Origin of the sequence: Rhizobium sp. NPDC090279 (assembly GCF_044769665.1) — a bacterium.
Classification (GTDB): domain Bacteria; phylum Pseudomonadota; class Alphaproteobacteria; order Rhizobiales; family Rhizobiaceae; genus Rhizobium.
The window spans coordinates 235,046-258,998 of sequence record NZ_JBIVYI010000002.1; the positions used below are offsets into that span (position 1 = coordinate 235,046).

Consider the following 23,953-nt stretch of genomic DNA (forward strand, 5'->3'; position numbering starts at 1 on the left):
TATCTGGCTTGCGTAACAAAAATGCCCGCACGACCTGTGCGGGCATTCGAAGCTTAAATCGGGCTGACGCTGTGATCTTAGCGAACCAGAATGTTGCGGAACTGCCAGGGGTCCTTGGTGTCGATGTCTTCCGGGAAGAGGCCCGGGCGGCCATCAAGCGGGGTCCAGTCGGTGTAGTGACCTTCGACCGGGCCGAGATAAGGCAGCTGCACTTCGAGGCAGCGCTTGTAGTCTACTTCGTCGGCTTCGACGATACCGGCTTTCGGGTTTTCCAGGGCCCAGACCATGCCGGCGAGCACGGCTGATGTCACCTGCAGGCCGGTGGCGTTCTGGTAGGGAGCGATACGGCGGGTCTCTTCGAGAGACAGGCGCGAGCCGTACCAATAGGCATTCTTGGCATGGCCGTAGAGCAGCACGCCGAGTTCGTCGATGCCGTCTTCCAGCTCGTCTTCATCGAGAACGTGATGGACCGGCTGCGGCGTGCCGCCGTTGCCGAACATCTCGTGCAGAGAAAGGATGGCGTCGTTGGCCGGATGATAAGCGTAGTGGCAGGTCGGACGGAAGGTGACTTCGCCATCCTTGTCGCGCACGGTGAAATAGTCGGCGATCGAGATCGATTCGTTGTGCGTGACGAGGAAGCCGTATTGCGGGCCAGGCGTCGGGCACCAGGTGCGGACGCGGGTGTTGGCGCCCGGCTGTTCCAGATAGATGGCGGCCTGGCAGCCCTTCTTGTGCTTCTTGGCGTTCTTCGGCATCCACTCTTCATGCGTGCCCCAGCCGAGTTCGGCCGGCTGCAGACCTTCGGAGATGAAGCCTTCGACAGACCAGGTGTTCCAGAAGACGTTGAGCGGCTTCGGATGCTTGGTGCGCTGGGTGTCGCGCTCGGCGATATGGACGCCCTTGACGCCGACCTTCTTCATCAGCTTGGCCCAGCCTTCGCGGTCATGCTGATCCGGCTCTTCGAACTTCAGACCGATATCCTTGGCGAGGTTGACGAGCGCCTGCTTGACGAACCAGGAGACCATGCCCGGGTTGGCGCCGCAGGTGGAAACGGCCGTGGTGCCGCCCGGGTTCTTTTCCTTCTCCTTGCGCATGGTTTCGCGCAGGGCATAGTTGGTGCGGTCGGCGTTCTTCAGGCTCTTGTCGAAATAGAAGCCGAGCCACGGCTCGACGACGGTGTCGATGTAGAGCACGTCGAGCTTGCGGCACAGCTTGACCAGGTCGAGCGAGCCGGTATCGACCGATAGGTTGACGCAGAAGCCCTGACCGCCGCCTTCCGTGAGGAGCGGCTTCAGGAGATCCTTGTAATTTTCCTTGGTGACATGCGCCTTGATATGACGGACGCCGTGCTTCGCCAGGATTTCCATATCGGCTGGTTCTTCACGCGGGTCGATGACGACCATCCGGCTCTTGTCGAATTTGAAATGGCGCTCGATCAGGGGCAGAGTGCCACGGCCAATGGAGCCAAAGCCGATCATCACGATCGGACCGGTAATTTCGGCATATACCGGATAGTTGTGTTTCGTCATTCTTTTCTCCTTCGAAAGGCAGGACGCCGTTCGGTTCACGAAATTCAATCAGAGTTTGCGCGAAAACGCGGGCAGGGTTTGCGCGAAAACGCGAAGTGAGCGGCTCTAATCATAATTTGATGTCACAATAAAGAGCTGTTCAGGGTTAGCCGGACAAAGTCAAGTGGAGGCCAACATACACGCCTTATGCGACGAGTTTGTTGCCTTCAAGGTTGGTTTTCGCTGACATAAGCCGAATATGGCGTTAGCCACAATCTCGTGGCCGTTCACCCTTTCAGGGCTTCCAGGCCATCGGTGACCGTGGTGAGTGCAATTTCCTGGACCTCGTAGACGGCGACGCCATGGATGGTGAAGGGGTCGGCGGCGACGTAGGCTTCCAGCTCGGCACGCTCGCCGTGGGCGAAGATGACGCCGCCGGTGCGCGGCACCTTGCGGCCCGATGCGAGGAACCAACCCCTGGCATAGCCTTCCTTCACCCAGGCCATGTGCGGGTCCATGTGCTTGTCGGCTTCGTCATTGCCCTTGAGGTAGGTGAGCGAGAGAATGAACATTCAATCAATTCCATATGAGTTGTGCGCGGATCAGGCCGCGCAGGGAGTTGCCGACGTAAAGCGTGCGGTCTTTCAGCTCGTCGAGCCGGATACGACCGACGCGGGCCTTGCGCTGGCAGATGAGTTCGGTGCGCAGGACGCCGGCGAGCAGGCCGGCTGATATGGGCGGGGTGCGGAGCGGGCCTGCGCCATCCTCGAGGAAGACCGAGGTGATCGTTCCCTCGCAAACCTCGTCCTTCTCGTTGAGGAGCAAGACCTCCTCTGCGTCATCGGGTCGATATTCCATGCGCGCCGCTTCATAGACGCCGCGGCGCGTGGTCTTGACGCGCAATAGCTTGTCGGAAGAATCGAGCCGGGTCGAGGCGATGCGGACGCGCCAGACGGTGTCGGGCAAAAGCGGCACAAACGGCGCCGTCGTCACCTCCGTTCGGCCCTCGCGATCCAGCGTCAGCCGCACCCGCAAAGGTCCGGTAGTCCCGGCGACGGCCTGTTCCAGCTTTCCGAGCACGTTCTTCGGGGTGGAAAAGCCAAGGCGGCGGGCGGATCGTTGCAGCCGCGCAAGATGCAGGCGCAGGCGCACGAAACCGGTTTCCGGCTCGTAGCGCAGCGTCTCGATCAGGGAAAAATCCTCTACCGGTCGATCCATCTGTCCCCCACGGCGAAGCGCGCCTTGAGGAGGCATTCTTCATATTCCGCTTCCGCCGTCGAATCGAAGACGATGCCTCCGCCGACATTGAACACCGCGCGGCCGTCTTCGAAAAGTGTGATCGTGCGGATCGCCACCGAAAAACGCATGGCTCCATCAGGCGAGATCATGCCGATGGCGCCGCAATAGGCGTCGCGCGGGCCGTCTTCGAGGTCATGCAGGATTTCCATCGCCCGCATCTTCGGCGCGCCGGTGATTGAGCCGCAGGGAAAGAGTGCGGCAAGGATGTCGCGAATCGATATATCAGGCAGCAGCTTCGCCTGCACATGGCTCACCATCTGGTGCAGGGTGGGATAGGTTTCGATCTCGAACAGCTTGGGTACGTCGAGCGTGCCGACCTCGGTGATGCGCGAGATGTCGTTGCGAAGCAAGTCGACGATCATGCGGTTTTCGGCTTGCGTCTTCTCGTCGGTGAGCATGGCGGCGATGATTTCTTCATCCTCGGCGGCATTGGCGCCGCGCCTGGCCGTGCCCTTCATCGGATGCGTCTCGATCCAGCCGTCTTCATCCGTGCGGAAGAAGAGTTCCGGCGAGCGCGACAGGATGATCGGGCCGCCAAGATCGACAAACGCGCCGTATTTCACCGGTTGCCGCTCGATCAGCGACCAGAAGGCGGCGCGCGGATCGCCGTTCCAGCGGGCATGGATCGGCATGGTGAGGTTTGCCTGATAGCAATCGCCCAGGCGCAGATGCTGGTGCAGCCGGTCGAAGCGCTCGCGATAGGTCTCGAAACTCCAGGCGGCTCTCGGCTCTGTGAGGAACTCCTGGTTTTCCTGGCGCTGTGCGGGCTGAGCAAGCGGATGGCCGCCAGCGGCGGGCGCATCGAAAACACCGAAGCAGAGCAGCGGCGTTTCCCTATTTTCCTCGGCGAAGGATGCGAGTTTTTCCTCGAAGAGATGGCCGGCCTCATAGGCCAAATAGCCGGCAAGCCATTTTCCCTGCCGCCTGGCTTCCTCCAGGCGGTCGAGCGCAAGGAAAAACTCAGCACGCGTGCGAGCCGTGATGATCTCGGCCGGTTCGGCAAAGAGCATCACCTGTCCAGTGCTGTCGTCCCTGAAGAGGACGTAAGGTATGGCGTCGGCCATGCGCGAGTGTCTATCGGCTCGTTGTTATGTCGATTGTCAGGCACGGAAATTGCTGCAACGGCGGACGTGCCTGTCCTGCTTCTTTTCAGCTCAGTCCTTATCTAGCGCTTCCAGCTCGTCGATCAGCCCTTCGATCATCGACAGACCCTTGCTCCAGAACGACGGATCGGTCGCGTCGAGGCCGAAAGGCTTCAGGAGTTCGGAGTGATGCTTGGTGCCGCCGGCCTTCAAGAGCTCGAAATACTTCTCCTGGAAGCCTTTGTCGGCGTTGCGGTAGACGGCGTAGAGCGAATTCACCAGGCAATCGCCGAAGGCATAGGCATAGACGTAGAACGGCGAGTGGATGAAATGCGGGATATAGGCCCAGTAAGTCTCGTAGCCCTCGGAGATCTTGATCGCCGGGCCCAGACTTTCCGCCTGCACGGAGAGCCACAGCTCGCCGATGTCGTCCGATGTCAGCTCGCCGTCCTTGCGGGCGGTATGCAGCTTGCGCTCGAATTCGTAGAAGGCGATCTGGCGGACGACCGTATTGATCATGTCCTCGACCTTCTGAGCGAGCATTGCCTTGCGTTCGCGCTTGTCGGTGGTCTTGTCGAGGAGCGTGCGGAAGGTCAGCATCTCGCCGAAGACCGACGCAGTCTCGGCCAATGTCAGCGGCGTCTGGCACATCAGCGCGCCCTGGCCGCCGGCCAGCACCTGATGCACGCCATGGCCGAGCTCGTGCGCAAGGGTCATGACATCGCGCGGCTTGCCCATGTAGTTGACCAGCACGTAAGGATGCGCCGACGGCACGGTCGGATGCGCGAAGGCGCCCGGTGCCTTGCCCGGACGAACGGGCGCATCGATCCATTCCTCATCGAAGAAGCGCTTGGCGATCGCAGCCATTTCCGGCGCGAAATTGCCATAGGCTGATAGGACCGTTTCCTTTGCCTCGCTCCAGGGGATCAGCGCATTGGGCGTTTCCGGCAGCGGTGCATTGCGATCCCAGAAGTTCATCTGCTCCATGCCGAGCCACTTGGCCTTCAGCTTGTAATAGCGATGCGAGAGGCGCGGATAGGCTTCGCGCACGGCCGCCGCCAGGGCATCCACCACCTCGCGCTCGACACGGTTGGCCAGATGCCTGCTGTCGGCAATATCCTCGAAGCCGCGCCAGCGGTCCGAAATTTCCTTGTCCTTGGCAAGCGTATTGGTGATGAGCGTGAAGGTGCGCAGATTGGCCTTGAAGGTTTCGGCAAGCGCCATGGCGGCCTTGCGGCGTGCCTCCGGGTCCTGCTCCTGCAGCATGTTCAAGGCGACTTCCAGCGGCTGCTTTTCGCCGTCGATCTCGAAGCGCAGCTCGGCCATCGTCTCGTCGAACAGCCGGTTGAAGGCGGCCGCACTCGTCATGGATTTTTCCAGGAACAGCTGCTCCAGTCGGTCGTCGAGCTGATGCGGCTTGTCCTTGCGCAGGTCGACGATCCAGGGGCGATAGTGGCCGGCGGAGGGGTCGTTCGCCATGCAGGCATCCATGACAGCATCGTCGATGCGGTTGAGCTCCAGCGGGAAGAACAGCAGATGCGCGGCATAGTCCGTCAGCTTCGCCTGCACGTCGCCATAGAGCTTGCCGTTGGCCGGATCGATGGTGTTGGAGAAATAGGTGAGGCCGGCATACGAGCCGAGGCGGCCCATGATGTCATCAAGCGCCTCATACTCCTTGATGGCCGCGCCGATACCGGTCTCGCCGGTCTTCGTCGCTGCGTCGGTAAGCTTTCCCTTCCATTTCTTCTCGAAGCCGAGGGCCAGCTTGCCGGCCCTTTCCATGTCGCCAAGGAAAGCCTGCGAGGTCGCGGACGGATAGAGATCGCCGAGCTTCCAGGCGGGGAGGTCGCCGAGCACCTGGCCGGCGGCCTGGCTGGCGGCGGAATTAAGAGGTGAGTGGAGCGAGGTCGGGCTCATGGGCGATATTTCCTCTGCTTTTATTGTTCGGATCGTCCGATCCGTTCGTGTCTATTCGGCTGGAAAGCCCGCCGCAAGGCCTGATTTTCCTGCACCGAAGGTTGAATCATAAGCGGTTTTACATTCGTCATAATGATTAAAATGCGACGCTTTGGCAAAACTTCATGTTCAAGCCTTTCTGCGAATGTTCGCGTCAGGTTTCGCATGAAGTGAGGCACCAATGACCGTTTATAATAGCGCCAAGGGGGGCGCGCAGATTCTCGTTGTTGAGGATGATCCGATTCAACGTCGTCTGCTGAAGAATGCCATCGAGAGGCACGGACACGTTGCCCATTTGGCAGAAAATGGCCGTCTCGGCCTCGAGTTTCTGAAGCGCGGCAGCGATCATATCAATGTGATCGTGCTCGATCTCATGATGCCGGAAATGAACGGCATCGAGTTTCTGGGTGCGCTGAACGATATGGGCATCGACCTGCCCGTTATCGTGCAGACGGGGCAGGGCGGTATCGATACCGTGGTGCAGGCCATGCGGGCCGGCGCCTTCGATTTTGTCGTCAAGCCGGTATCGCCGGAGCGCATCGCGGCATCGATCGCCAACGCCATGAAGCTCGACCAGCGCGAGGCGAAGGCCCGCGCCGGACGCAAGTCGCGCTCGAGCAGTATCTCCTTCGACGACATCGTCTCGGCAAGCCCGGCGATGATGCGCGTCATCGATCTCGCCCATCGCGCGGCGCAATCGAACATCCCGGTGGTGCTGGAAGGCGAATCCGGCGTCGGTAAGGAATTGGTGGCTCGCGCCATCCAGGCCGCCAGCGATCGTGCCGGCAAGCCGTTCGTGACCGTCAACTGTGGCGCCATTCCGCACAATCTCGTGGAGAGCATCCTCTTCGGGCATGAGAAGGGTGCGTTCACCGGTGCGGCCGAACGCCATGTCGGCAAGTTCATGGAGGCCGATGGCGGCACGCTGTTCCTCGACGAGATCGGCGATCTGCCGCTGGAAGTCCAGGTCAAGCTGCTGCGCGCCGTGCAGCAGGGCGAGATCGAGACCGTCGGCGCGCGCGTCGCGCAGAAGGTCAATGTCCGGCTGATTTCCGCCACCAACAAGGACCTGATCGAAGAAGTCAAGGCAGGGCGGTTCCGCGAGGATCTCTACTATCGCCTCAATGTCTTCCCGATCACCATGCCGGCCCTGCGCCGCCGCAAGGAGGATATTCCGCATCTGGCGCGCGCCTTTGCGGACCGGTTTGCGCTGGAGCAGAAGCTCGATCATCCGCTCGGGATCAGCAGCGACGCGCTCGCGCTGCTGACGGCCTATGACTGGCCGGGCAATATCCGCCAGCTCGAAAATGCGATTTTCCGCGCGGTGGTGCTGTCCGAAGGACCGGAGCTGCTGGATGCGGATTTCCCGCAGATCGCCGCGCAGCTGCCCGGCTATTTCGCCGCCGAGCATCCGACCTTAGTTGTGGATAATTCGCATATCTCCTCGGCCGATGTTCCTGCGGCTGAAAGGAGCGAACGGGTCTCTTACGGGATTTCCCATGGGGGGGCTGCAACCACTCCGCTTGCTGCGGTCGATGCATCGGCCGGTGCTTCCGACAACGTTATCGTCAGCACGAACACATCGGGCGATGTGAGGAAACTGGCGGATGTCGAGGAAGAATTGATCCGGTTCGCCCTCAAATTCTATCGCGGGCAGATGAGCCAAGTGGCAAGAAAGCTCGGTATCGGCCGCTCAACTCTCTACCGCAAGTTGAAAGACTACGGCATAGACCCGGATGACCCGCAAAAAAGCGCCGCATGAGGGAAGGCTTAACGTTTAGGCAAGCATATTTTGTTACCCGTCGTAAAGCACTTGTTAGTGCATCGTTCACCATGTATGAAGGGGCCGGCCATGTGTGGCATTTTTGCCATCGTGTCACCGCAATTGACAGCCATTTGGAACACGATGCGACATTGTCTGTCGGACGGGGATCGAATTGCCGAATTTGAGTGCAAATACCAAGCCTAATAGCTTGAGCTGGCATTCTGCGTGCTCTAGCCTATTTAGCAAGGTGGCCAAGGTTGTAGCCGTTGGCCTCCTTGCTTTGGCTGTTTCTACCCCTGTTTTCGTTGGCACTCCCTCCCAGGCCGGCGGGGAAACCCGTAGCCTGAAGATCTATTACGTCCATACCGGCGAGAAGGCCGTTATTACCTACAAGCGCAATGGCAAGTTCGATCCGGACGGCCTGGAGAAGCTGAACCGCATCCTGCGCGACTGGCGCAAGAATCAGCCGACCAAGATGAATCCGCACCTGTTCGACCTGATCTGGGAAGTCTACCGCGAAAGCGGCTCCCACGAATTCATCTATGTGATCTGCGGTTTCCGTTCGCCGGGTACCAACGAGATGCTGCGCACGCGCTCCGCCCATACCGGCGTTGCCAAGAAGAGCCAGCATATGCTCGGCAACGCGATGGATTTCTATATTCCCGACGTCAAGCTCACCAAGCTGCGCGAAATCGGCATGAAGCTGCAGGTGGGTGGCGTCGGCTACTATCCGACCTCCGGTTCGCCTTTCGTGCATATGGATGTTGGCGGCGTGCGCGCATGGCCGCGCATGGATCGCCAGGATCTCGTGCGCCTCTTCCCGGATGGGAAGACGATGCATATTCCTGCAGACGGCCGGCCGCTGCCGGGCTATCAGCAGGCGGTCGCCGATTATAAGCGCCGCATGTCGTCCGACGATATCCAGATTGCCAGCTCCTCTTCCCCGCGCCGCGGTTTCTTTGCCCGCCTGTTCGGCGGCGGTGGTGGTGCGGATGAGGAAGAGGATAATGCGGATACCGGAACGGCCGCCGCGCCGGTGGCTGTCGCTTCGGCTGCTCGTAAGGGTCAGCCGGCTCCGGCCGCAAGTGATGATGGTGACGATAGCGCTGCCCCGGCTCCGGTCCAGGTTCAGGTCGCCAGCGTAAACGCGCCCGTTCCGCAGGTTCGCCCGGCATTCGGCAATCAGCCTGCCGGTAGCGACGTTGCGTCCGCTCTCGTCTCGCCGTCTCGTAACGCTGCTCAGGATGCGCTCGCTGCCGCCATGCCGGATGCGGAGGATCAGCCGCAATATGCCGATCTTCGCTCCTATCACGTGCCCGTGCCGTCCTTGCTCGATCGTCGTTCGCCCGGTGATGCCGAAGTGGCATCGGCCGAGGCTGACATGAAGGGTCAGCTGGCTGCCGTCCCGGTGCCGGCGCAGCGTCCGGAAGTGGCTGAAAGCCTTCTGGCTGCCGCCGATGCCGATCAGGAGGCCGCCGACGACCAGGCCGACGCAGGTGCGCTTTCGCCTTCGGTCATTGCGGCTCTGGAGCAGAGCCGTCCGGATCGATCGGACGCCAATAATGCGGTTCCGGTGACCCAGTCGTCCAACAGCGTCGCGTCGAAGGATCAGCTGCCGCCCGCAAGCAATGGCATGGGTGATGACGCCGCACAGGCAATTGCCGCCGTCCTGCCGCAGCAGAGGCCGGCTCAGCAGATGCCGATGCAGGTCGCCGCGCTCGCGCCGATCCGCAACGAGGTGAAGGCCAGCAGCCGTCGCTTCAACGATGGTTTCGAGCCTACCATTCAGCAGGAACGCCCGATTGCCGCCGGTATCGCGGCCAAGGGCGGCCGGCCGAACAAGCAGGATGCCGTCGACGCCGATTCGGGCCGGGCTACGGTGACGACCGCGCCGACGCTGACGGAGAAGATGATCTCGCAATGGGCGATCGCCAAGGCCCGGGTCGAGATCGTGAACCGCCCGGTCAAGGCGCCGCGCTTCGTGAGCCCGACGCTGCGTGCGCAGCCGACCGCCGTTTATACCGATGGGTTCAAGGTGCAGACGGCGTCGATCGATCCCGAACGCTTCAGCGGTTCGGCAGTGAATTTCCTTCAGGTGAAGAAATTCAATTCAGTCGAATAGGCTAGGCATCGGTGCCAGCATCGCTTCAGGGAGCCCGTTCGGGCTCCTTTTTGATTCGATTGGATGGCAATCATCTGCGATCGCAATCTTGGGCCGAATGACACGCAGACTTCGTGCAAACTGGAGCTGAAGCGTGGTTTCAGGGCGCATCTGTTGCTTGTAGGTGACATTGGGCCAGCTTTCAGTTTCGTGTCAGGATTTCTGCGTCGTTCTTCCGTCCGTCATTCAGTTTGGCTTCATTTGGCTCGATTAGGTCGGCGATCTCGGACCTGATGGATACGCATATTTGACTCGCAAGACGGCAATCATCATTGGCAACGGCAAGCTGCAGCGCGATCTCTCGGAGATCGTGGACAATGCGGAATTTGCAATGCGCTTCAACGAGCCGAAAGCCTCGATCGGCATGAGCGGCTCGCGCACCGATGTTCTCATGCTTGCAGCGTCCAGCAAGCCGATGCAGCGGCGCCTGACGGACCCGGCCTTCCTGACCAGCGCGACCTTCATGGCCGCCAAAGAGGTCGTGCTTGCCTACCATCCCGACATCATCGGCAAATATCACCCCAAGCCCAATCTTCTCTCGCGCCTGAAAGGCAGAAGAAGCGATTGGACGATGCGCACGATCGAACTGGTCGGCGCTGCCGGCAAGGAAATCCGAATCATGCCGCCACAGTTCTACATCGAGGGCTGCGAGGACCTCGGCGTGACCGAGTGTCGGATGCATCAGCTCTTTCCCAGCACCGGCTTCTTCGGCATCCGATATGTGCTGTCGCGATTGCCCGCGGACGAATGGGACGTGAAGCTGTGTGGCTTCAGCTGGGAGGGGTGGAAGCGCCATGCCTGGCTGGATGAGCGCCGCTGGGTCGAAGACAAAATGACGAGCGGCCGCATCAATATGCTCGTCTAGCCTTCCTTCAGTTGTTCAGATCGGTTGAAAACAACCAATTTCAGTTTCGCCTCAGGTTTGCCTAAGCTCGCTTTCATTCAGGGTTGCTAGAGCCTCGCGAAATATGACCTCGAGGTATCCATTCATGCAAGCCCAGGAACTCAGCCCGTCTTCGGCGATGCCGCTCGAAAGATCTCATGCGGGATTCGAGTTTGCTCATGCGCCCAATCCGGTCGGCGTCGCTCCGGACCAGTCAGACCAGCTCGTGATTCGTGGCTTCATCATTCATCTGGATCGCGCCCGCGATCGCTTGCCGCAGGTCGAAAGGCTTGCCGCGAAGCTTCCGGTGCCAAGCGAGATCATCGAGGCGGTTGATGGCCGCACCCTGAGTGCCGCCGAGATCGAAAGCGTCTATCGCCGTCGGCTGCAGAAGCCATACTATCCGTTTGCCATGAGCATGGGCGAGGTCGCCTGTTTCCTGTCGCACCGCAAAGCTTGGGCTGCCATTGTCGAGCAGGGGATCGATGCGGGTCTTATCTTCGAGGATGACGTCGAGATCGACGATGCGTTCCATGCGGCCTTTGCGGCTGCCAAGGCCTGCCTGAAGCCAGGTTCGTTCATTCGCTTCCCCTTTCGCATGGGCAAGGAGCATGGCCAATGCGTTCTCTCCCAGGGAGAGACCAATGTCATTCAGCCGAAGCGCATAGGGCTCGGCATGGTGGCCCAGCTCGTCAGCCGCGACGCCGCCATCCGTCTGCTGGAGGTGACCTCCGTCTTCGACCGGCCTGTCGATACGACCGTGCAGATGAGCTGGTTTACCCGGGTGTCCCCGCTGGCGGTGCTGCCGGGCGGTGTGCATGAAATTTCCCCCCAGCTCGGCGGCAGCACGATCAAGAGCCACAAGACGCTGGCCGAGAGGCTGTCCAGAGAGGTGTTGCGGCCGCTCTATCGCGCGAAGATCGCCCTTCGCTCGCGCCGCATGATCTGAGCGATCCATCGTGGCTGTTCCAATCCTCGCATATCATCAGATTGCGGTGCCGCCGTCGCGCAAGGCGCCGTTCAGAAGCATGGTCGTCCATCCGGAAGCTTTCCACAGTCAGATGGAGTGGCTGAAAAGGCTTGGTATCCAGGGCATGACGCTCCGTGAGGCGATGCCTTACATCCGCGGCGAAAAGACCGGCAAGGTCGCTGCCATCACCTTCGATGACAGCTATGCCAATGTCTACGAAAACGCCTTGCCCGTGTTGCAGGAATTCGGCTTTACCGCGACGAATTTCGTGGTGGTGAATCAGATCGGCGGCGGCAATGTCTGGGATGCGCCCCTCGGCGTGGCGCAGGCGCCTTGCATGACGGTCGGACAGCTGAAGCATTGGCACAGCCTGGGGCATGAGGTGGGGTCGCACACGCTCGATCACGTTCGCCTGCCCCGATTGCCGATGGAAGAGGCGCGTCGTCAGATCACGCATTCGCGCGAGATGCTCGAAGACCTGCTCGATGAGGGCGTCTCGTCCTTCTGCTTTCCCTATGGCGACGAAACGCCGCTCGATCGCGTGCTTGTCTATGAAGCCGGTTACAGCGCGGCGACGACGACGCTGCGCGGCCGGGCCCGACCGGGCAGCGATCCGTTCGGCCTGCCGCGCGCGACCGTCCGACGCAACGACAGCTGGCTGCATTTCGTCAAGAAGTGCGTCCTGGGATAGTCGGCCGTCAATTTGCGACGACGCTAACTATGGCAGCTTCTTCGGTGCGGGATCGGCGACCGGATGGCTATTGCCGTCGCTAAACGTGACGGGACCGCCAACATGGTCCTGTACCGTCGTCGTCGCGGGCGGCATGAGGGTCCAGGTGAAATAGGCGATCAGGCCGCAGACGCCGAGCAGAAAGACGGTCAGGATCGCCGGAATGGACCATTCTTTTTTGAACATCGGCGTTTCCGGGCGGGACTTGAGAGAGGCGCTGCGCCCGGCCGTCGTCTTATTGAGCTGTGTCGGCATGGTCGCCTCCAAGGCTGTGCGGCTCGGCCGCAAGAGGGGTGTCGGTGTCGGCTGTCTCGGCAAGGTGGCGGCCGAAGGCAGCGCGACGGCATATCAATCGGATCATGATCGGTTTCCTCGGAGGGGTTCTGCGCCTCGTGGCAGGGGCTGCCCGCAAGGCTTTCATGGCAAGGGTGTTTGCCGACTTGGCTCGGATGGCGATCCGATCCGCTGGCGGCACAAGGGGTGCTCGCCCGGCAACCGCGGCATCTGCCGCAATCAGCCTCAGGCAAGCTCTTGGAAAGCGGGTGGCGCGCGGGGTCCGCAATTGGGGGGATGGAGCTGTCGGCGGAATGTCGCATCTTCAGGAGCGATCATATCCCGCCGCACGAATGCGAGATGGCTGCAGATTTCAGTCGGCGGAAGGGGAAGGAGCGCTGCGGCGGAAATCCGGCAGGCCTCGCAGCCCAGCATGTGGGTCTTGCCGTGCTGCCTGCCGTCCGCCGTCTTCTCGGTGGTGCAGATGATCGGCAGGCTTCCATCCGGTAAGCGGTATTGCGCAAGCTCCAGGGAAGGCAGTTCGGCGGCGTTGGAAATGGCCGGATGATGCGCAAAGCCGACGGATAACAATGCGACGGCGCCTAGAATGCGCATCAGCGCTTGCATTGTTGCGAAGATCCGCTTCTGCACGATCTTTCCTCATCGTCTGTCTGGGTGAAGCACCTACGACATTCGCCGTTTCAGCTCAATGCGGCAATTTGGTATCGCCGTCCTCAGGCCGTTTACAGGCCGCGCTGAGGTCGGCTACAGATGGTTGCAAGGGTTCGCGCTGGCGGATTGGCGAGCCTCATATCAGCCAAGGTCGCGCGGCCGGATCGTTCTCCGGCGCCTGCGCGAAGAGGAATTGGAATGCCTATCGAGTCCTGGAAAGGCGGCGAGGTCGACGTTGCCGTCATTGGTGCCGGAGCGGCCGGCGTGGGTGCGGCCCGGCAACTGCAATTGCTTCGGCCGGATCTCTCGGTCGTGCTGCTCGAAGCCTCCGATCGCGTCGGGGGTCGCGCTCGCTCGATCCATCCGTTCGGAACTGATGCTGTCGCGCTCGATCTCGGCTGCGGCTGGCTGCATGGTGCGCGCAGCAACGCCTGGACGGGGATTGCCGAGGACGTCGGCCTGACCGTCGACCGCACGCCCGCGCCATGGAGCGACGGCGGCCACCGGTTGGGGCAGGATGATGCCGATGCCAGGGCAGCAGGCGCTGCCGTCAACGACTTCTTCGAGCGCGTCGATGACTATGAGGGCGATGAAGACGCGGATCTGTCGGCCATGCTGTCCCCCGACGATCCGTGGAGCGAAAGGATTTATGCCGTTGGCGCGTTCATGACCGGAGGAGAGCTCGACAAGTCCTCGGTAATCGATCTTGGTCGTTACGATCCCGGCCCCGGTCCCGACTGGCGCGTGCGGCAGGGCTACGGGACCTTGGTTGCGACTTATGGCTTGCCGGTGCCCACCGTTTTGGGAGCGGCGGTCAGCCGCATCGACCACAGCGGTGCCGATCATATCGTAGTTTCGACCGGCAAGGGCGAACTGCGGGCAAAGGCCGTCATCGTCACCGTTTCCACCAATGTGCTCGCCGCCGAACGCATCGCCTTCTGGCCGCCGCTGCCGGAGAAGATCGAGGCGGCGTCACGCCTGCCGCTCGGCCTGGCAAACAAGCTCTTCCTTCGCGTCGCCGAACCTCAGATGTTTCCGGACGATACGCATATGATGGGATCGCCGCACAGTCGCCGGACCGGAGGCTATCAACTGAAGCCGTTCGGCGCGCCGGTCATCGAGGCCTATTTCGCCGCGGATCTGGCGCTCGATCTGGAGCGGCAAGGCATCGATGCGATGTTTGATTTTTCGGTGGAGCAGCTGACGCGCGTCTTCGGCGCAGATATCGGCAAGAAATTATCGCCGCTGGCTGCCTCGGCATGGGCCGGAGAGCCCTTCGTCGGCGGCTCCTATTCCTATGCGACACCCCGAGCCTCCGATCTTCGGGGTGTTCTCGGCGAGCCCCGCGACGGACGGTTGTTTTTTGCTGGAGAAGCCTGTTCGAGGGCGCGCTACTCGACGGCGCACGGCGCTTACGAAACCGGCGCCTCTGCCGCTGAAGCCCTGGCAAAAACCTTGTGATCGGCGCTTTCCGGGAGAAGCGAGCCGCTTCCGATCGGGAAATGGCGATTCACCTCATAAATTTGTGAAAATCACTCTTAAACTTGCGCGGGAACAGGCGTAAACGCAATCAAACACCACCCGATCTGGTTTAGATTTCGGTTCGGGAGATAGGCGGCGAAAACCGCGATGGATAAAGCATTGGAGGAGCCATGAGCAACGGCGGCAAACTGACTTTCGATATCGAGAAAAACTCGACCCCCGCAACGGCCAGCGAGCGGGACGCGCTGCTGCAAAATCCGGGCTTCGGCCGTGTTTTCACCGATCACATGGCGACGATCCGCTATTCGCAGGATCGCGGCTGGCACAGTGCCAAGATCGAGGCGCGCAAGGCGCTTGCCCTCGATCCGGCGACCGTGGTGCTTCACTATGCCCAGGAAATCTTCGAAGGCATGAAGGCCTATCACCTGCCCGACGGCGGGGCGGCACTCTTCCGTCCGGGTGCCAACGCGCGGCGTTTCCACAATTCGGCCGAGCGCCTGGCGATGCCGACCTTGCCTGAGGATCTGTTCGTCGAGTCCGTTCGCGAGCTGGTCAGGATCGATCGTGCGTGGATTCCGACGGCTGAGGGTTCATCGCTCTATCTGCGGCCGTTCATGATCGGCTCGGAAGTCGCGCTCGGCACACGGCCGGCGACCGACTACCTCTTTTGCGTCATTGCCTCTCCCGTTGCGTCTTTCTTCAAGGGCGGCGGATCGGCAGTTACGCTTTGGGTTTCCGAGAACTACACGCGCGCTGCTCCCGGTGGCACCGGTGCTGCCAAATGCGGTGGCAATTACGCCGCAAGCCTTTCCGCGCTTGCCGAGGGCCAGCGTGAAGGCTGTGATCAGGTCGTCTTCCTTGATGCTGTCGAAAGGCGCTGGATCGAAGAGCTTGGCGGCATGAACGTCTTCTTCGTCTTCAACGATGGCTCGCTGCAGACGCCGCCGCTGACGGGTACGATCCTGCCGGGCATCACCCGCGACTCTCTCATCAAGCTCGGACGCGACATGGGCCTGACGGTTCGCGAGGAGCCCTATTCGATCGAGCAGTGGCAGGCCGATGCCGAGAGCGGGCGCCTGAGCGAGGCCTTTGCGTGCGGCACGGCAGCCGTCGTGACGCCGATCGGCAAGCTGAAGGGCCGCAAGCACGGCTTCACCATCGGCGACGGCAATGCCGGCCCGACGACGCTGCGCCTGAAGGCAGCGCTGACCGACATCCAGTTCGGCCGCGCGCCCGACAAGCATGAATGGCTGGACCGACTGTTCTAAGCGGATCATAGACCGATACCCGGCGGGAAGGGCATGTGAGCCCTCCCGCCGGCTCTGACACAAGAGATCGCATCGTCACCCGAAACATCGGAGTTGTTATGATGACCAACATCAGCGAACGTCCCGGCGTCGAGCCGGGCGAGGAGATCGGCTTTGTCGGTCTCGGCGTCATGGGCCAGCCGATGGCCCTCAATCTGGCGAAGGCAGGCACGAAGCTCGTGGTCTGGAACCGCTCACCTGCCGCCGGCGACCCCCTGCGTGACGCCGGCGCGACTGTAGCGGCAAGCGTCGAGGAGGTGTTCGAGCGCACCCGCGTCGTCATCCTGATGCTGGTCAACGAAATGGTGCTGGACGAGGTGCTGCGGCGCGGGACGCCGGGCTTCGAAAAGCTGGTGTCCGGGCACATCGTGGTTTCGATGGGCTCCAATCCGCCCGACTATTCGCGTCGACTTGCCGCCGATATCCTTGCCGCCGGCGGGCGTTATGTCGAAGCTCCCGTATCGGGATCAAGGAAGCCGGCAGAGACGGGGCAGCTCGTCGCGCTGCTTGGCGGCGATGCGGAAACGGTTGCGCAGGTGCGGCCGCTGCTTGCGCCCATGTGCCGCGAAACGATCCTGTGCGGTCCTGTCGGCAATGGGTTGCTGATGAAGCTGACCGTCAATCTCTATCTCTGCACGATGCTGGCGGGGCTCACCGAGGCGGCGCATTTTGCCGAGAGCAACGGGCTCGATCTCAAGACTTTCCAGGCCGCCATCGATTCCGGCCCGATGGCCAGCGATCTGACGCGCGTGAAAATTCCGAAGCTTATTGCCCGGGATTTTTCAGTTCAGGCGGCAACGGCGGACGCGTTCAACAGCACCAAATTGATTGCCGAGGCGGCACGTGCCGTCAATACGGCGTCGCCGGTTCTCGATCTCTGCCGCACTCTCTATGGCGAGAGCGTCGATCTCGGCAATGGCCGGCTCGACATGGTGTCGGTGTTTGCAGCCATCGAGGCCCGCACCGCAACACTCAGACGGAGCTGATGGAACAGCAGTTTTTCTCAAGGTTCCACTTGGGAAGCGACCGCGCCGCGCCTATGTTGCATGGAGACCCGAACAGACATTCCTGAAAGGAAAACGGACATGTCTGCCGTTACGGACAGCAATCTCTTTCAAAAACTTGGTTTGAAGCATCCGTTGATCGTCGCGCCGATGGCCGGCGGCCCCACGTCGGTGGATCTCGTTGCGGCAGCTTCGGCCGCCGGCGCGCTGGGCGCCATGGGTGGCGCCTATTACAATGCCTCGGCCATCGAGGCCTTTGCGACCGAGGTGCGCCAGCGAACCGACAAGCCATTTTCGATCAACCTCTTCATTCCGCATTCGATCCCGGACGTCGCCCCGGATCGGGTCGAGCGCGCGTTGGAGGCGACTGCACGATATCGCCAGGAGTTGGAGCTGCCATCGCCAAAGCTTGAGGCTCCTTACGAGGAGGATTTCGACGCGCAGTTCGAGGCCGTGTTGCGTCTCAAGCCTGCGTGCCTGAGCTTTGTCTTCGGCTTGCTGCCCGTCGATCATGTGCGCGAGGCCAAAAAGGCCGGTATTCCGCTGATCGGCACGGCGACGACGCTCGATGAGGCGAGGGCGCTGGAAGAGAGCGGTGTGGATGCGGTCACGCTGCAGGGCTTCGAGGCCGGCGGCCATCGCGGCATTTTCGATGCCAGGGCGGCAGATCCGGAAATCGGCCTTCGCGATCTGCTGGCGCAATGCGTCGGCATCATTCGCGTGCCGTTGATCGCAGCCGGCGGCATCATGACGGCTGGGGATATCCGGGCGGCGCTGCTGGCGGGCGCGCGGGCCGTTCAGATGGGCACGGCCTTCCTTGCCTGCACGGAAGCCGGAACATCGGCGCCCTATCGCAAAAAGCTGCTCGAAACGCCGGAGCGGAGAACGCGGACGACACGCGCCTTTTCGGGCCGCTTCGCACGCGGCCTTGAAAACCGCTTCATGGACGAGATGGATGCGAAGCCGGACGCCATTCTTCCCTTTCCGGCGCAAAACAAGTTCACGAGGGATATGCGGGGGGCATCGACAGCGAAGGGATTGCCGGATTTCCTGTCTCTATGGTCGGGAACCGGTAAGGGCGAACTCTGGCGGGGCGGTACTGCCGACCTGATCGATCTCCTTTTCGCGGAGTAATGCGCTCAAAAGAAAGGAGCCGGCAAGCCGGCTCCCGTTTATCTCGCAAGGCTGAGGGGCCTCGATTATTCCATGCCGAGTGCGGCCATGTAGGTCTGCAGGATGGATTCTTCTTCCAGACGTTCGTTCGCGTCCTTCTTGCGAAGGCGGATGATGGTGCGGATTGCCTTGGTGTCGTAGCCACGTCCCTTGGCTTCGCCCATCACATCCTTGATGTCGCTGCCGATCGCGGCCTTTTCTTCTTCCAGCCGCTCGATCCGCTCGATGAATTGACGCAGTTCCGCGGCGGCTACGTTCTCGACGCTGTTCTCTTCCATGCACTTCTCCTAAAGGTCCTAAAGGGTCGCTTGCAGACGGTCGCAATGAGATCGGCTGATCACCGATACGGCACATCGCTTCAGGGCCTGCGCGGTATTTCGAATTCGATCGGGCAGTTGACGTGCCGCGAATGGCGCGCAAGGTCAAGCCGGATTGGTGAAGGGAGCGTTAATCTTTCGGCTTGTTCTGCTCGAAAGCGGCTTTTTGCACAGGCGAGGCTTCTTCCTGATGCAGATTTTTCCAATCCTCATAAGGCATGCCGTAGATCCTCTCGCGCGACTCGTCCTTGCTGACGGGCAGGCCCTTCGCTTCGGCGGCTTCGCGATACCAGTTGGAGAGACAATTGCGGCAGAAGCCGGCGAGGTTCATCAGGTCGATGTTCTGAACGTCGCTGCGTTCACGCAAATGTGCAACAAGGCGGCGGAAGGCTGCGGCTTCCAGCTCGATCTCTTGTTCCTTGGTGAGTGTGGTCATCTCTTTCTCCTCGATTCGCTTGCCGGCTCACGCCTCGTAGGGACCGGTGCGCGAAGGATATCGCTCATATTCATGCAGTGCCGGGTCGGCATTGATCTCGGCGAAGATCGGTGCCAGCCGCTCGGCCCATTCGATAATGCCGGCCTCGTCGCCAATCAGATCCTGCCGGACCTCCAGCAGCGCATGCGGAATGCCCTTCATCATGCAATGGCGGAACATGGTGTCGTTGCGCAAGGCACCGTCGTAAGGCTCATTGTCTCCGATAACGAGATCGGTATCGGCACCGAGCTTTGCAAGAAGCGGCACGACGGCACGGTCGTCGCTGTCCCAGAGCACGCTCGCGTGCCAGGGGCGGGGCACACCCTTCCACGCCGGTGTGAAGGAATGCATCGAGAAAACCAGCGGCGCCTTGGCCGTCGCCTCAGCTACTGCGGAAATCGTCTCGTCGACCGCCTTGTGATATGGCCTGTGGAAAGCCTCGATGCGGTGGTTCCACTCTTCATCCGTAATCGGATGATTGCCTGGGATGATAGCACCGTCCGAGATCTTCATGATCAGGGTCGGGTCGTCCTCGCCACGGTTCGGATCGATCAGCAGGCGGGAAAAACCCCCGAGCACGCCCGGTACGCCCAATCGCTCGCAGAGATGGCGGCACAGACGTTCGATGCCAATGTCATAGGCGATATGGCGGGAAAAGGCGGTCTCCGGCAAGCCGAGGCTGCCATAGCGTGCGGGCAGATGCCGCATGGCATGGTCGCCGAGAATGACCATGCCTTTGTCACGATTGCCGGGTATGAATTCAAACGGTCTGAAATCGGTCATTGCGGATTGTCGGTTATTGAAATTTTCAACTCTTTGTTTGATTGCATGTGCGGATGGAAGGTGCAAGGTTCGCAACTTCGATCGGATGAAGAGCGGCGCATGGCGCCATCAGCATCTCGTGAAGAAAATATAATCGATTAGAGTTGCGTTGACATTCATGGGATGGCGGCGCAAGAAGCAACAACAACGAATAACCGGGAGCCAATTGGAAGCCGTGTCCAGCCAAGTCGCGCCACGTTTCGTTAAGCGGTCAGGTCCGCTAGCCCGAATCGCCTTCCTCATTCTCGCAGCCGCAGCGCCGTTCTTTTTCATGCCGAATGCGGCTCATGCCGATTTCCGAACGTGCAATGGCACGCAAAACCTCGTTGGAGTAGCCATCGGCTATCGCGCAAAGGAAGGCTGGGTGACGGAGGGCTGGTGGCAGATTCCGGCCAATACCTGCGCCACCTTGATCGAGGGCCCGCTTCAATCCCGCTATTATTATCTCTACGCAGAAGATGCGGCCCGTGGCGGCCGCTGGACGGGCGACGTCGAAATGTGCGTGGCGGAAAATGAATTCAAAATCCCAGGTGTGAAGGACTGCTACGCTCGTGGCTATCAGAAGATGGGATTCAAGGAATATGACACCGGGCGCCAGGCGAGCTGGATGGTTCAGCTTTCCGAACCCTCGGGCAGCCAAGAAAGCCAAAATTGATGAGACGCAACAGAAAAGTCAAAATCCTCGCAACGCTCGGCCCGGCCTCCTCCACCGAGGAGATGATCCAGAAGCTTCATGAGGCCGGGGCAGACCTGTTCCGCATCAACATGAGCCATGCCAGCCATGATGTGATGCGCACGCTGATCCAGCGCATTCGCGCCGTCGAAAGCCGCTGTGGTCGTCCGATCGGCATTCTCGCCGACTTGCAGGGTCCCAAGCTGCGCGTCGGCAAGTTTGCTGAAACCAAGGTCGATCTCAAGCCCGGCCAGACCTTCACGCTCGACAATCAAGACATCCCCGGCGACAACACCCGCGTCTTCCTGCCGCATCCGGAAATCCTGGAATCGGTTCAGCCCGGCCATCGCCTGCTGATCGACGACGGCAAGCTGGCGCTCCGCGCCGAAAAGTGCGACGGCAAGAGCATCGTCACCACAGTCATTTCCGGTACGAAGATTTCCGACCGCAAGGGCGTCAGCCTGCCCGACACGCTACTCGGCGTCGGCGCGTTGACCGACAAGGACCGTGTCGACCTCGATGCCGTTCTCGCCACCAATGAAGTCGACTGGGTGGCGCTGTCCTTCATTCAGCGCCCTGAAGACCTGACGGAAGTCCGCAAGATCTCGCATGGCCGCGTCGGCCTGATGTCGAAGATCGAGAAGCCGCAGGCTGTCGAGCGCATCGAGGAAATCATCGAGCTTTCGGACGCGCTGATGGTCGCTCGCGGCGACCTCGGCGTGGAAATGCCGCTGGAGGCGGTTCCGGGCATTCAGAAGCAGCTGATCCGCGCCTGCCGCCGCTCCGGCAAGCCGGTGGTCGTCGCCACGCAGATGCTGGAATCGATGATTTCCGCGCCGGTGCCGACCCGCGCCGAAGTCTCCGACGTTGCGACCGCCGTCTTCGAAGGTGCGGATGCCGTCATGCTCTCGGCAGAATCCGCGTCGGGTGATTATCCGGTCGAAGCCGTTTCCATGATGGCCTCGATTGCCGGCACGATCGAGCGCGAGCCGCACTATCCGGGCATCATCTATGCCCAGCGCGCGCTTCCGGAAGCGACCGGCGCCGATGCGATCTCGCTTGCCGCCCGCCAGATCGCCGAGACGCTGAAGCTCGCCGCCATCGTCTGCTACACCTCATCCGGCACGACCGGTCTGCGCGCCTCGCGCGAGCGCCCGCAGGTTCCGATCCTGGCGTTGTCGCCGATCATCCAGACCGCCCGTCGCCTGTCGGTCGTCTGGGGTATGCACTGTGTGGTCACGCATGATGCGACCGACCTTGACGATATGGTCAACAATGCCTGCCGCATCGTTGCCGAAGAGGGCTTCGGCAAGCCGGGCGACCGCATCATCATTTCGGCAGGCGTACCGCTCGGCACGCCGGGCGCCACCAACATGCTGCGCATTGCCTATATCGGTTCTGACGGCCAGTCCGGCGTGTGATTGCCGGCATAAGAGTACGGCAGCACCCTGAAACATCCGAAACCCGCTGTCGAAAGACGGCGGGTTTTTTCTTGAGGTCGAAGCGCCTGCGATCCCCCAGGCAGGCGAATTGAGAAGGAGATATGCCAATGAAAGTCGGATTTATCGGATTGGGCCAGATGGGCAGCGCCATGGCCGTCAACCTCGCCAAGGCTGGGCATGAGGTGACCGTCTACAATCGCTCGCGCGACAAGGCTGAGGCTTTGGCCGGCGAGGGCGCCAAGGTTGCCGCAACGGTGGCGGAAGCCTGCGGCGGCGAAGCTGTCTTCACGATGCTTGCTCATGACGATGCACTGTCGGCCGTCGTTCATGGCGATGGCGGCGTTCTCGCAAGCCTGGGCAAGGGAGCTGTCCACATCTCCGCGAGCACGATCAGCGTCGCCATGTCCGAGCGGCTGACGAGGGAACATGCAGCGGCCGGTCAACGCTTCGTTGCCGCACCGGTTTTCGGCAGGCCGGAAGCGGCTGCCGCCGCGAAACTATTTGTTGCCGCCGCAGGCGCACCGGATGCCATGGAGACGGTCACCCCACTTTTCGAGGCCATCGGCCAGCGCACCTTCGTTCTCGGCGAGGAGCCGAAGGCTGCCAATCTTGTCAAGCTCAGCGGCAATTTCCTCATAGCCTCGGTCATCGAGTCACTCGGAGAGGCCATGGCGCTCGTCGAGAAGGGCGGTGTCGACCGACTGCCTATCTCGATCTCCTGACGTCGACGCTGTTCAATGCGTCCGTCTACAAGACCTATGGCGGGTTGATCGCCGACCGCAAGTTCCAGCCGGCCGGCTTTACCGCACCGCTCGGCCAGAAGGACATTCGCCTCGCGCTGGCCGCCGGCGAGGCGCTGAATGTGCCGCTGCCGCTTGCGAGCCTGCTGCGTGACCGCTTTTTGACCCTGCTGGCGCATGGCGGCGAGGACCTGGACTGGTCGGCGATTGGCGCGTTGGCGGCCAAGGATGCGGGGTTGGTTGAGTAATTGGCGCGCTTGAGGTTGTGGTCATCGGTTGCCGCGTTTGTGGAGGGTGCGGCACCCCCCTCTGTCCCTCCGGGACATCTCCCCCACAAGGGGGAGATTGGTAACTCGGGGCGTCGATGCTCCTCAAACGAATATTGAGTATACAGAAACACAGCCTGTTGGTTGGAAAAGAACGGACAGCATGTTCCCAACGATCTCCCCCCTTGTGGGGGAGATGTCCCGACAGGGACAGAGGGGGTATCAGAGGTGCGGCAGACTCAAGGCCTCTTTGAACCCCCTTGCTAACCGCCACACCACATGCAACCTTCCTCCCTTCCAGAGGAGGGACCACCATGCATCTCACCACGCTGCTAGCCTTCGCCGCCGTCTCCTTCATTGGGATCGCGACACCGGGCCCGACCGTGCTTCTGGCGCTGACGAACGGTTCGCGTTTCGGCGTCAGGCGGGCCTTGCCGGGTATGATCGGTGCCGTCCTTTCCGATGCCGTCCTCATCAGCGCCGTTGCCATCGGCCTCGGGGCGCTGCTGGCCGCTTCCGAATTCTGGTTTTCGGCCCTGAAATGGGTGGGTGCGGCCTATCTCGCCTTTCTCGGCATCATGATGCTGCGTTCGAAGGGCACGATCGACGGCGCCTTGCAGGCGAGCGCAAGTCAGCCGAAGGGCACGGCCTTTGCCATCGGCCTGAAAAGCTTCATGGTCGCGGTCACCAACCCCAAGGGCTATCTCTTCTTCTCGGCCTTCCTGCCGCAGTTCATCGAACCGGCTGCACCGCAGCTGCAGCAATATGTGGTTCTGGGCGCCATCTTCGCCGCGCTCGATTTCACGATCATGTTCGGCTATGCCGTTTTCGGCTCGCAGGCTGTGCGTGTGCTGAAGTCCGAAGGGGCAAAGTGGCTCGAGCGCGCCTGTGGCGGCGCGCTTTTGGCTCTTGCCGGGTCGCTGGCGCTCTACCGTCGCGCCGCAAACTGAAGG

22 protein-coding genes and 3 pseudogenes are annotated in these 23,953 nt (G+C 61.3%); 14 read left to right on the forward strand and 11 right to left on the reverse strand.

Annotation, left to right across the window (positions count from 1 at the left end):
* Window positions 1-77: 77 nt before the first annotated feature.
* The 5 genes from ACIQWP_RS05185 to ACIQWP_RS05205 all read right to left on the reverse strand — a co-directional run bounded on the left by ACIQWP_RS05185 (window position 78) and on the right by ACIQWP_RS05205 (window position 5,806).
* Window positions 78-1,529 (reverse strand): homospermidine synthase, encoded by a 1,452-nt coding sequence (locus tag ACIQWP_RS05185; RefSeq protein ID WP_402783161.1) that lies wholly within the window; start codon window positions 1,527-1,529, stop codon window positions 78-80.
* 266 nt (window positions 1,530-1,795) lie between these two features.
* The gene (locus ACIQWP_RS05190) at window positions 1,796-2,080 is read right to left on the reverse strand and encodes a YciI family protein (RefSeq protein WP_402783163.1); all 285 of its coding nucleotides are present in this window, start codon (window positions 2,078-2,080) and stop codon (window positions 1,796-1,798) included.
* A 4-nt stretch (window positions 2,081-2,084) separates the two neighbouring features.
* The gene (locus ACIQWP_RS05195) at window positions 2,085-2,726 is read right to left on the reverse strand and encodes an aminotransferase class IV family protein (protein ID WP_402783165.1); all 642 of its coding nucleotides are present in this window, start codon (window positions 2,724-2,726) and stop codon (window positions 2,085-2,087) included.
* Window positions 2,711-3,871 carry an aminodeoxychorismate synthase component I gene (locus tag ACIQWP_RS05200; protein WP_402783167.1) on the reverse strand — a complete coding sequence of 387 codons (1,161 nt, stop codon included), beginning with the start codon at window positions 3,869-3,871 and terminating at the stop codon, window positions 2,711-2,713. Before ACIQWP_RS05200 ends, ACIQWP_RS05195 begins: the two co-directional genes overlap by 16 nt.
* Window positions 3,872-3,961: 90 nt before the next feature.
* On the reverse strand, window positions 3,962-5,806 hold the full coding sequence (locus ACIQWP_RS05205) for a M3 family oligoendopeptidase (RefSeq protein ID WP_402783169.1): 1,845 nt from the start codon (window positions 5,804-5,806) through the stop codon (window positions 3,962-3,964).
* Between the two features lie 220 nt (window positions 5,807-6,026).
* Here ACIQWP_RS05205 and ACIQWP_RS05210 point away from each other — a divergent pair.
* From ACIQWP_RS05210 to ACIQWP_RS05235, 6 genes and pseudogenes are all read left to right on the forward strand, one after another.
* Window positions 6,027-7,278: pseudogene (locus ACIQWP_RS05210) on the forward strand (sigma-54-dependent transcriptional regulator); the annotation flags it as partial.
* Window positions 7,279-7,394: 116 nt separating this feature from the next.
* Window positions 7,395-7,607, forward strand: a pseudogene (locus tag ACIQWP_RS05215) (helix-turn-helix domain-containing protein); the annotation flags it as partial.
* 175 nt (window positions 7,608-7,782) lie between these two features.
* A complete protein-coding gene (locus ACIQWP_RS05220) occupies window positions 7,783-9,732 on the forward strand; it encodes a DUF882 domain-containing protein (protein WP_402783171.1) in 1,950 nt (649 codons plus the stop codon).
* A gap of 286 nt (window positions 9,733-10,018) precedes the next feature.
* Entirely contained in the window at window positions 10,019-10,636 is a 618-nt protein-coding gene (locus tag ACIQWP_RS05225) for a hypothetical protein (protein ID WP_402783173.1), read from the forward strand.
* Between the two features lie 124 nt (window positions 10,637-10,760).
* A complete protein-coding gene (locus ACIQWP_RS05230; protein ID WP_402783175.1) occupies window positions 10,761-11,603 on the forward strand; it encodes a glycosyltransferase family 25 protein in 843 nt (280 codons plus the stop codon).
* A 10-nt stretch (window positions 11,604-11,613) separates the two neighbouring features.
* The gene (locus ACIQWP_RS05235) at window positions 11,614-12,315 is read left to right on the forward strand and encodes a polysaccharide deacetylase family protein (protein WP_402783177.1); all 702 of its coding nucleotides are present in this window, start codon (window positions 11,614-11,616) and stop codon (window positions 12,313-12,315) included.
* Between the two features lie 27 nt (window positions 12,316-12,342).
* Here the strand turns inward: ACIQWP_RS05235 and ACIQWP_RS05240 are convergent, their stop codons facing one another.
* From ACIQWP_RS05240 to ACIQWP_RS05250, 3 genes are all read right to left on the reverse strand, one after another.
* The gene (locus ACIQWP_RS05240; protein ID WP_402783179.1) at window positions 12,343-12,609 is read right to left on the reverse strand and encodes a hypothetical protein; all 267 of its coding nucleotides are present in this window, start codon (window positions 12,607-12,609) and stop codon (window positions 12,343-12,345) included.
* On the reverse strand, window positions 12,590-12,715 hold the full coding sequence (locus ACIQWP_RS05245; protein WP_402783181.1) for a hypothetical protein: 126 nt from the start codon (window positions 12,713-12,715) through the stop codon (window positions 12,590-12,592). The genes ACIQWP_RS05240 and ACIQWP_RS05245 overlap by 20 nt, the downstream gene beginning before the upstream one ends.
* 158 nt (window positions 12,716-12,873) lie before the next feature.
* Window positions 12,874-13,278 carry a hypothetical protein gene (locus ACIQWP_RS05250; protein WP_402783183.1) on the reverse strand — a complete coding sequence of 135 codons (405 nt, stop codon included), beginning with the start codon at window positions 13,276-13,278 and terminating at the stop codon, window positions 12,874-12,876.
* Window positions 13,279-13,497: 219 nt separating this feature from the next.
* On the opposite strand from ACIQWP_RS05250, the gene ACIQWP_RS05255 reads away from it, so the two are divergent.
* The 4 genes from ACIQWP_RS05255 to ACIQWP_RS05270 all read left to right on the forward strand — a co-directional run bounded on the left by ACIQWP_RS05255 (window position 13,498) and on the right by ACIQWP_RS05270 (window position 18,226).
* Window positions 13,498-14,760 (forward strand): flavin monoamine oxidase family protein, encoded by a 1,263-nt coding sequence (locus ACIQWP_RS05255; RefSeq protein WP_402783185.1) that lies wholly within the window; start codon window positions 13,498-13,500, stop codon window positions 14,758-14,760.
* Window positions 14,761-14,951: 191 nt separating this feature from the next.
* A complete protein-coding gene (locus ACIQWP_RS05260; protein WP_402783187.1) occupies window positions 14,952-16,049 on the forward strand; it encodes a branched-chain amino acid aminotransferase in 1,098 nt (365 codons plus the stop codon).
* A gap of 101 nt (window positions 16,050-16,150) precedes the next feature.
* A complete protein-coding gene (locus ACIQWP_RS05265) occupies window positions 16,151-17,074 on the forward strand; it encodes an NAD(P)-dependent oxidoreductase (RefSeq protein WP_402783189.1) in 924 nt (307 codons plus the stop codon).
* A gap of 99 nt (window positions 17,075-17,173) precedes the next feature.
* Window positions 17,174-18,226: an NAD(P)H-dependent flavin oxidoreductase gene (locus tag ACIQWP_RS05270; protein WP_402783191.1), complete on the forward strand. Its 1,053-nt coding sequence runs from the start codon at window positions 17,174-17,176 to the stop codon at window positions 18,224-18,226.
* A 65-nt stretch (window positions 18,227-18,291) separates the two neighbouring features.
* Here ACIQWP_RS05270 and ACIQWP_RS05275 read toward each other — a convergent pair whose 3' ends face one another.
* The 3 genes from ACIQWP_RS05275 to ACIQWP_RS05285 form a co-directional block, all read right to left on the reverse strand.
* The gene (locus ACIQWP_RS05275; RefSeq protein WP_015341059.1) at window positions 18,292-18,543 is read right to left on the reverse strand and encodes a DUF2312 domain-containing protein; all 252 of its coding nucleotides are present in this window, start codon (window positions 18,541-18,543) and stop codon (window positions 18,292-18,294) included.
* Window positions 18,544-18,712: 169 nt separating this feature from the next.
* Window positions 18,713-19,018 (reverse strand): DUF1244 domain-containing protein, encoded by a 306-nt coding sequence (locus ACIQWP_RS05280; protein WP_402783194.1) that lies wholly within the window; start codon window positions 19,016-19,018, stop codon window positions 18,713-18,715.
* Window positions 19,019-19,045: 27 nt separating this feature from the next.
* Complete coding sequence (locus tag ACIQWP_RS05285; RefSeq protein ID WP_402783196.1) at window positions 19,046-19,906, reverse strand: N-formylglutamate amidohydrolase; 861 nt, start codon at window positions 19,904-19,906, stop codon at window positions 19,046-19,048.
* A 139-nt stretch (window positions 19,907-20,045) separates the two neighbouring features.
* Here ACIQWP_RS05285 and ACIQWP_RS05290 point away from each other — a divergent pair, with 139 nt between their 5' ends.
* The 4 genes and pseudogenes from ACIQWP_RS05290 to ACIQWP_RS05305 all read left to right on the forward strand — a co-directional run bounded on the left by ACIQWP_RS05290 (window position 20,046) and on the right by ACIQWP_RS05305 (window position 23,950).
* Window positions 20,046-20,534 carry a DUF1036 domain-containing protein gene (locus tag ACIQWP_RS05290; RefSeq protein WP_402784339.1) on the forward strand — a complete coding sequence of 163 codons (489 nt, stop codon included), beginning with the start codon at window positions 20,046-20,048 and terminating at the stop codon, window positions 20,532-20,534.
* Entirely contained in the window at window positions 20,534-21,973 is a 1,440-nt protein-coding gene (gene pyk / locus ACIQWP_RS05295; RefSeq protein ID WP_402783198.1) for a pyruvate kinase, read from the forward strand. The genes ACIQWP_RS05290 and pyk overlap by 1 nt, the downstream gene beginning before the upstream one ends.
* A gap of 128 nt (window positions 21,974-22,101) precedes the next feature.
* Window positions 22,102-22,982, forward strand: a pseudogene (locus tag ACIQWP_RS05300) (NAD(P)-dependent oxidoreductase).
* 332 nt (window positions 22,983-23,314) lie between these two features.
* A complete protein-coding gene (locus tag ACIQWP_RS05305; protein ID WP_402783200.1) occupies window positions 23,315-23,950 on the forward strand; it encodes a LysE family translocator in 636 nt (211 codons plus the stop codon).
* Window positions 23,951-23,953 lie beyond the last annotated feature (3 nt).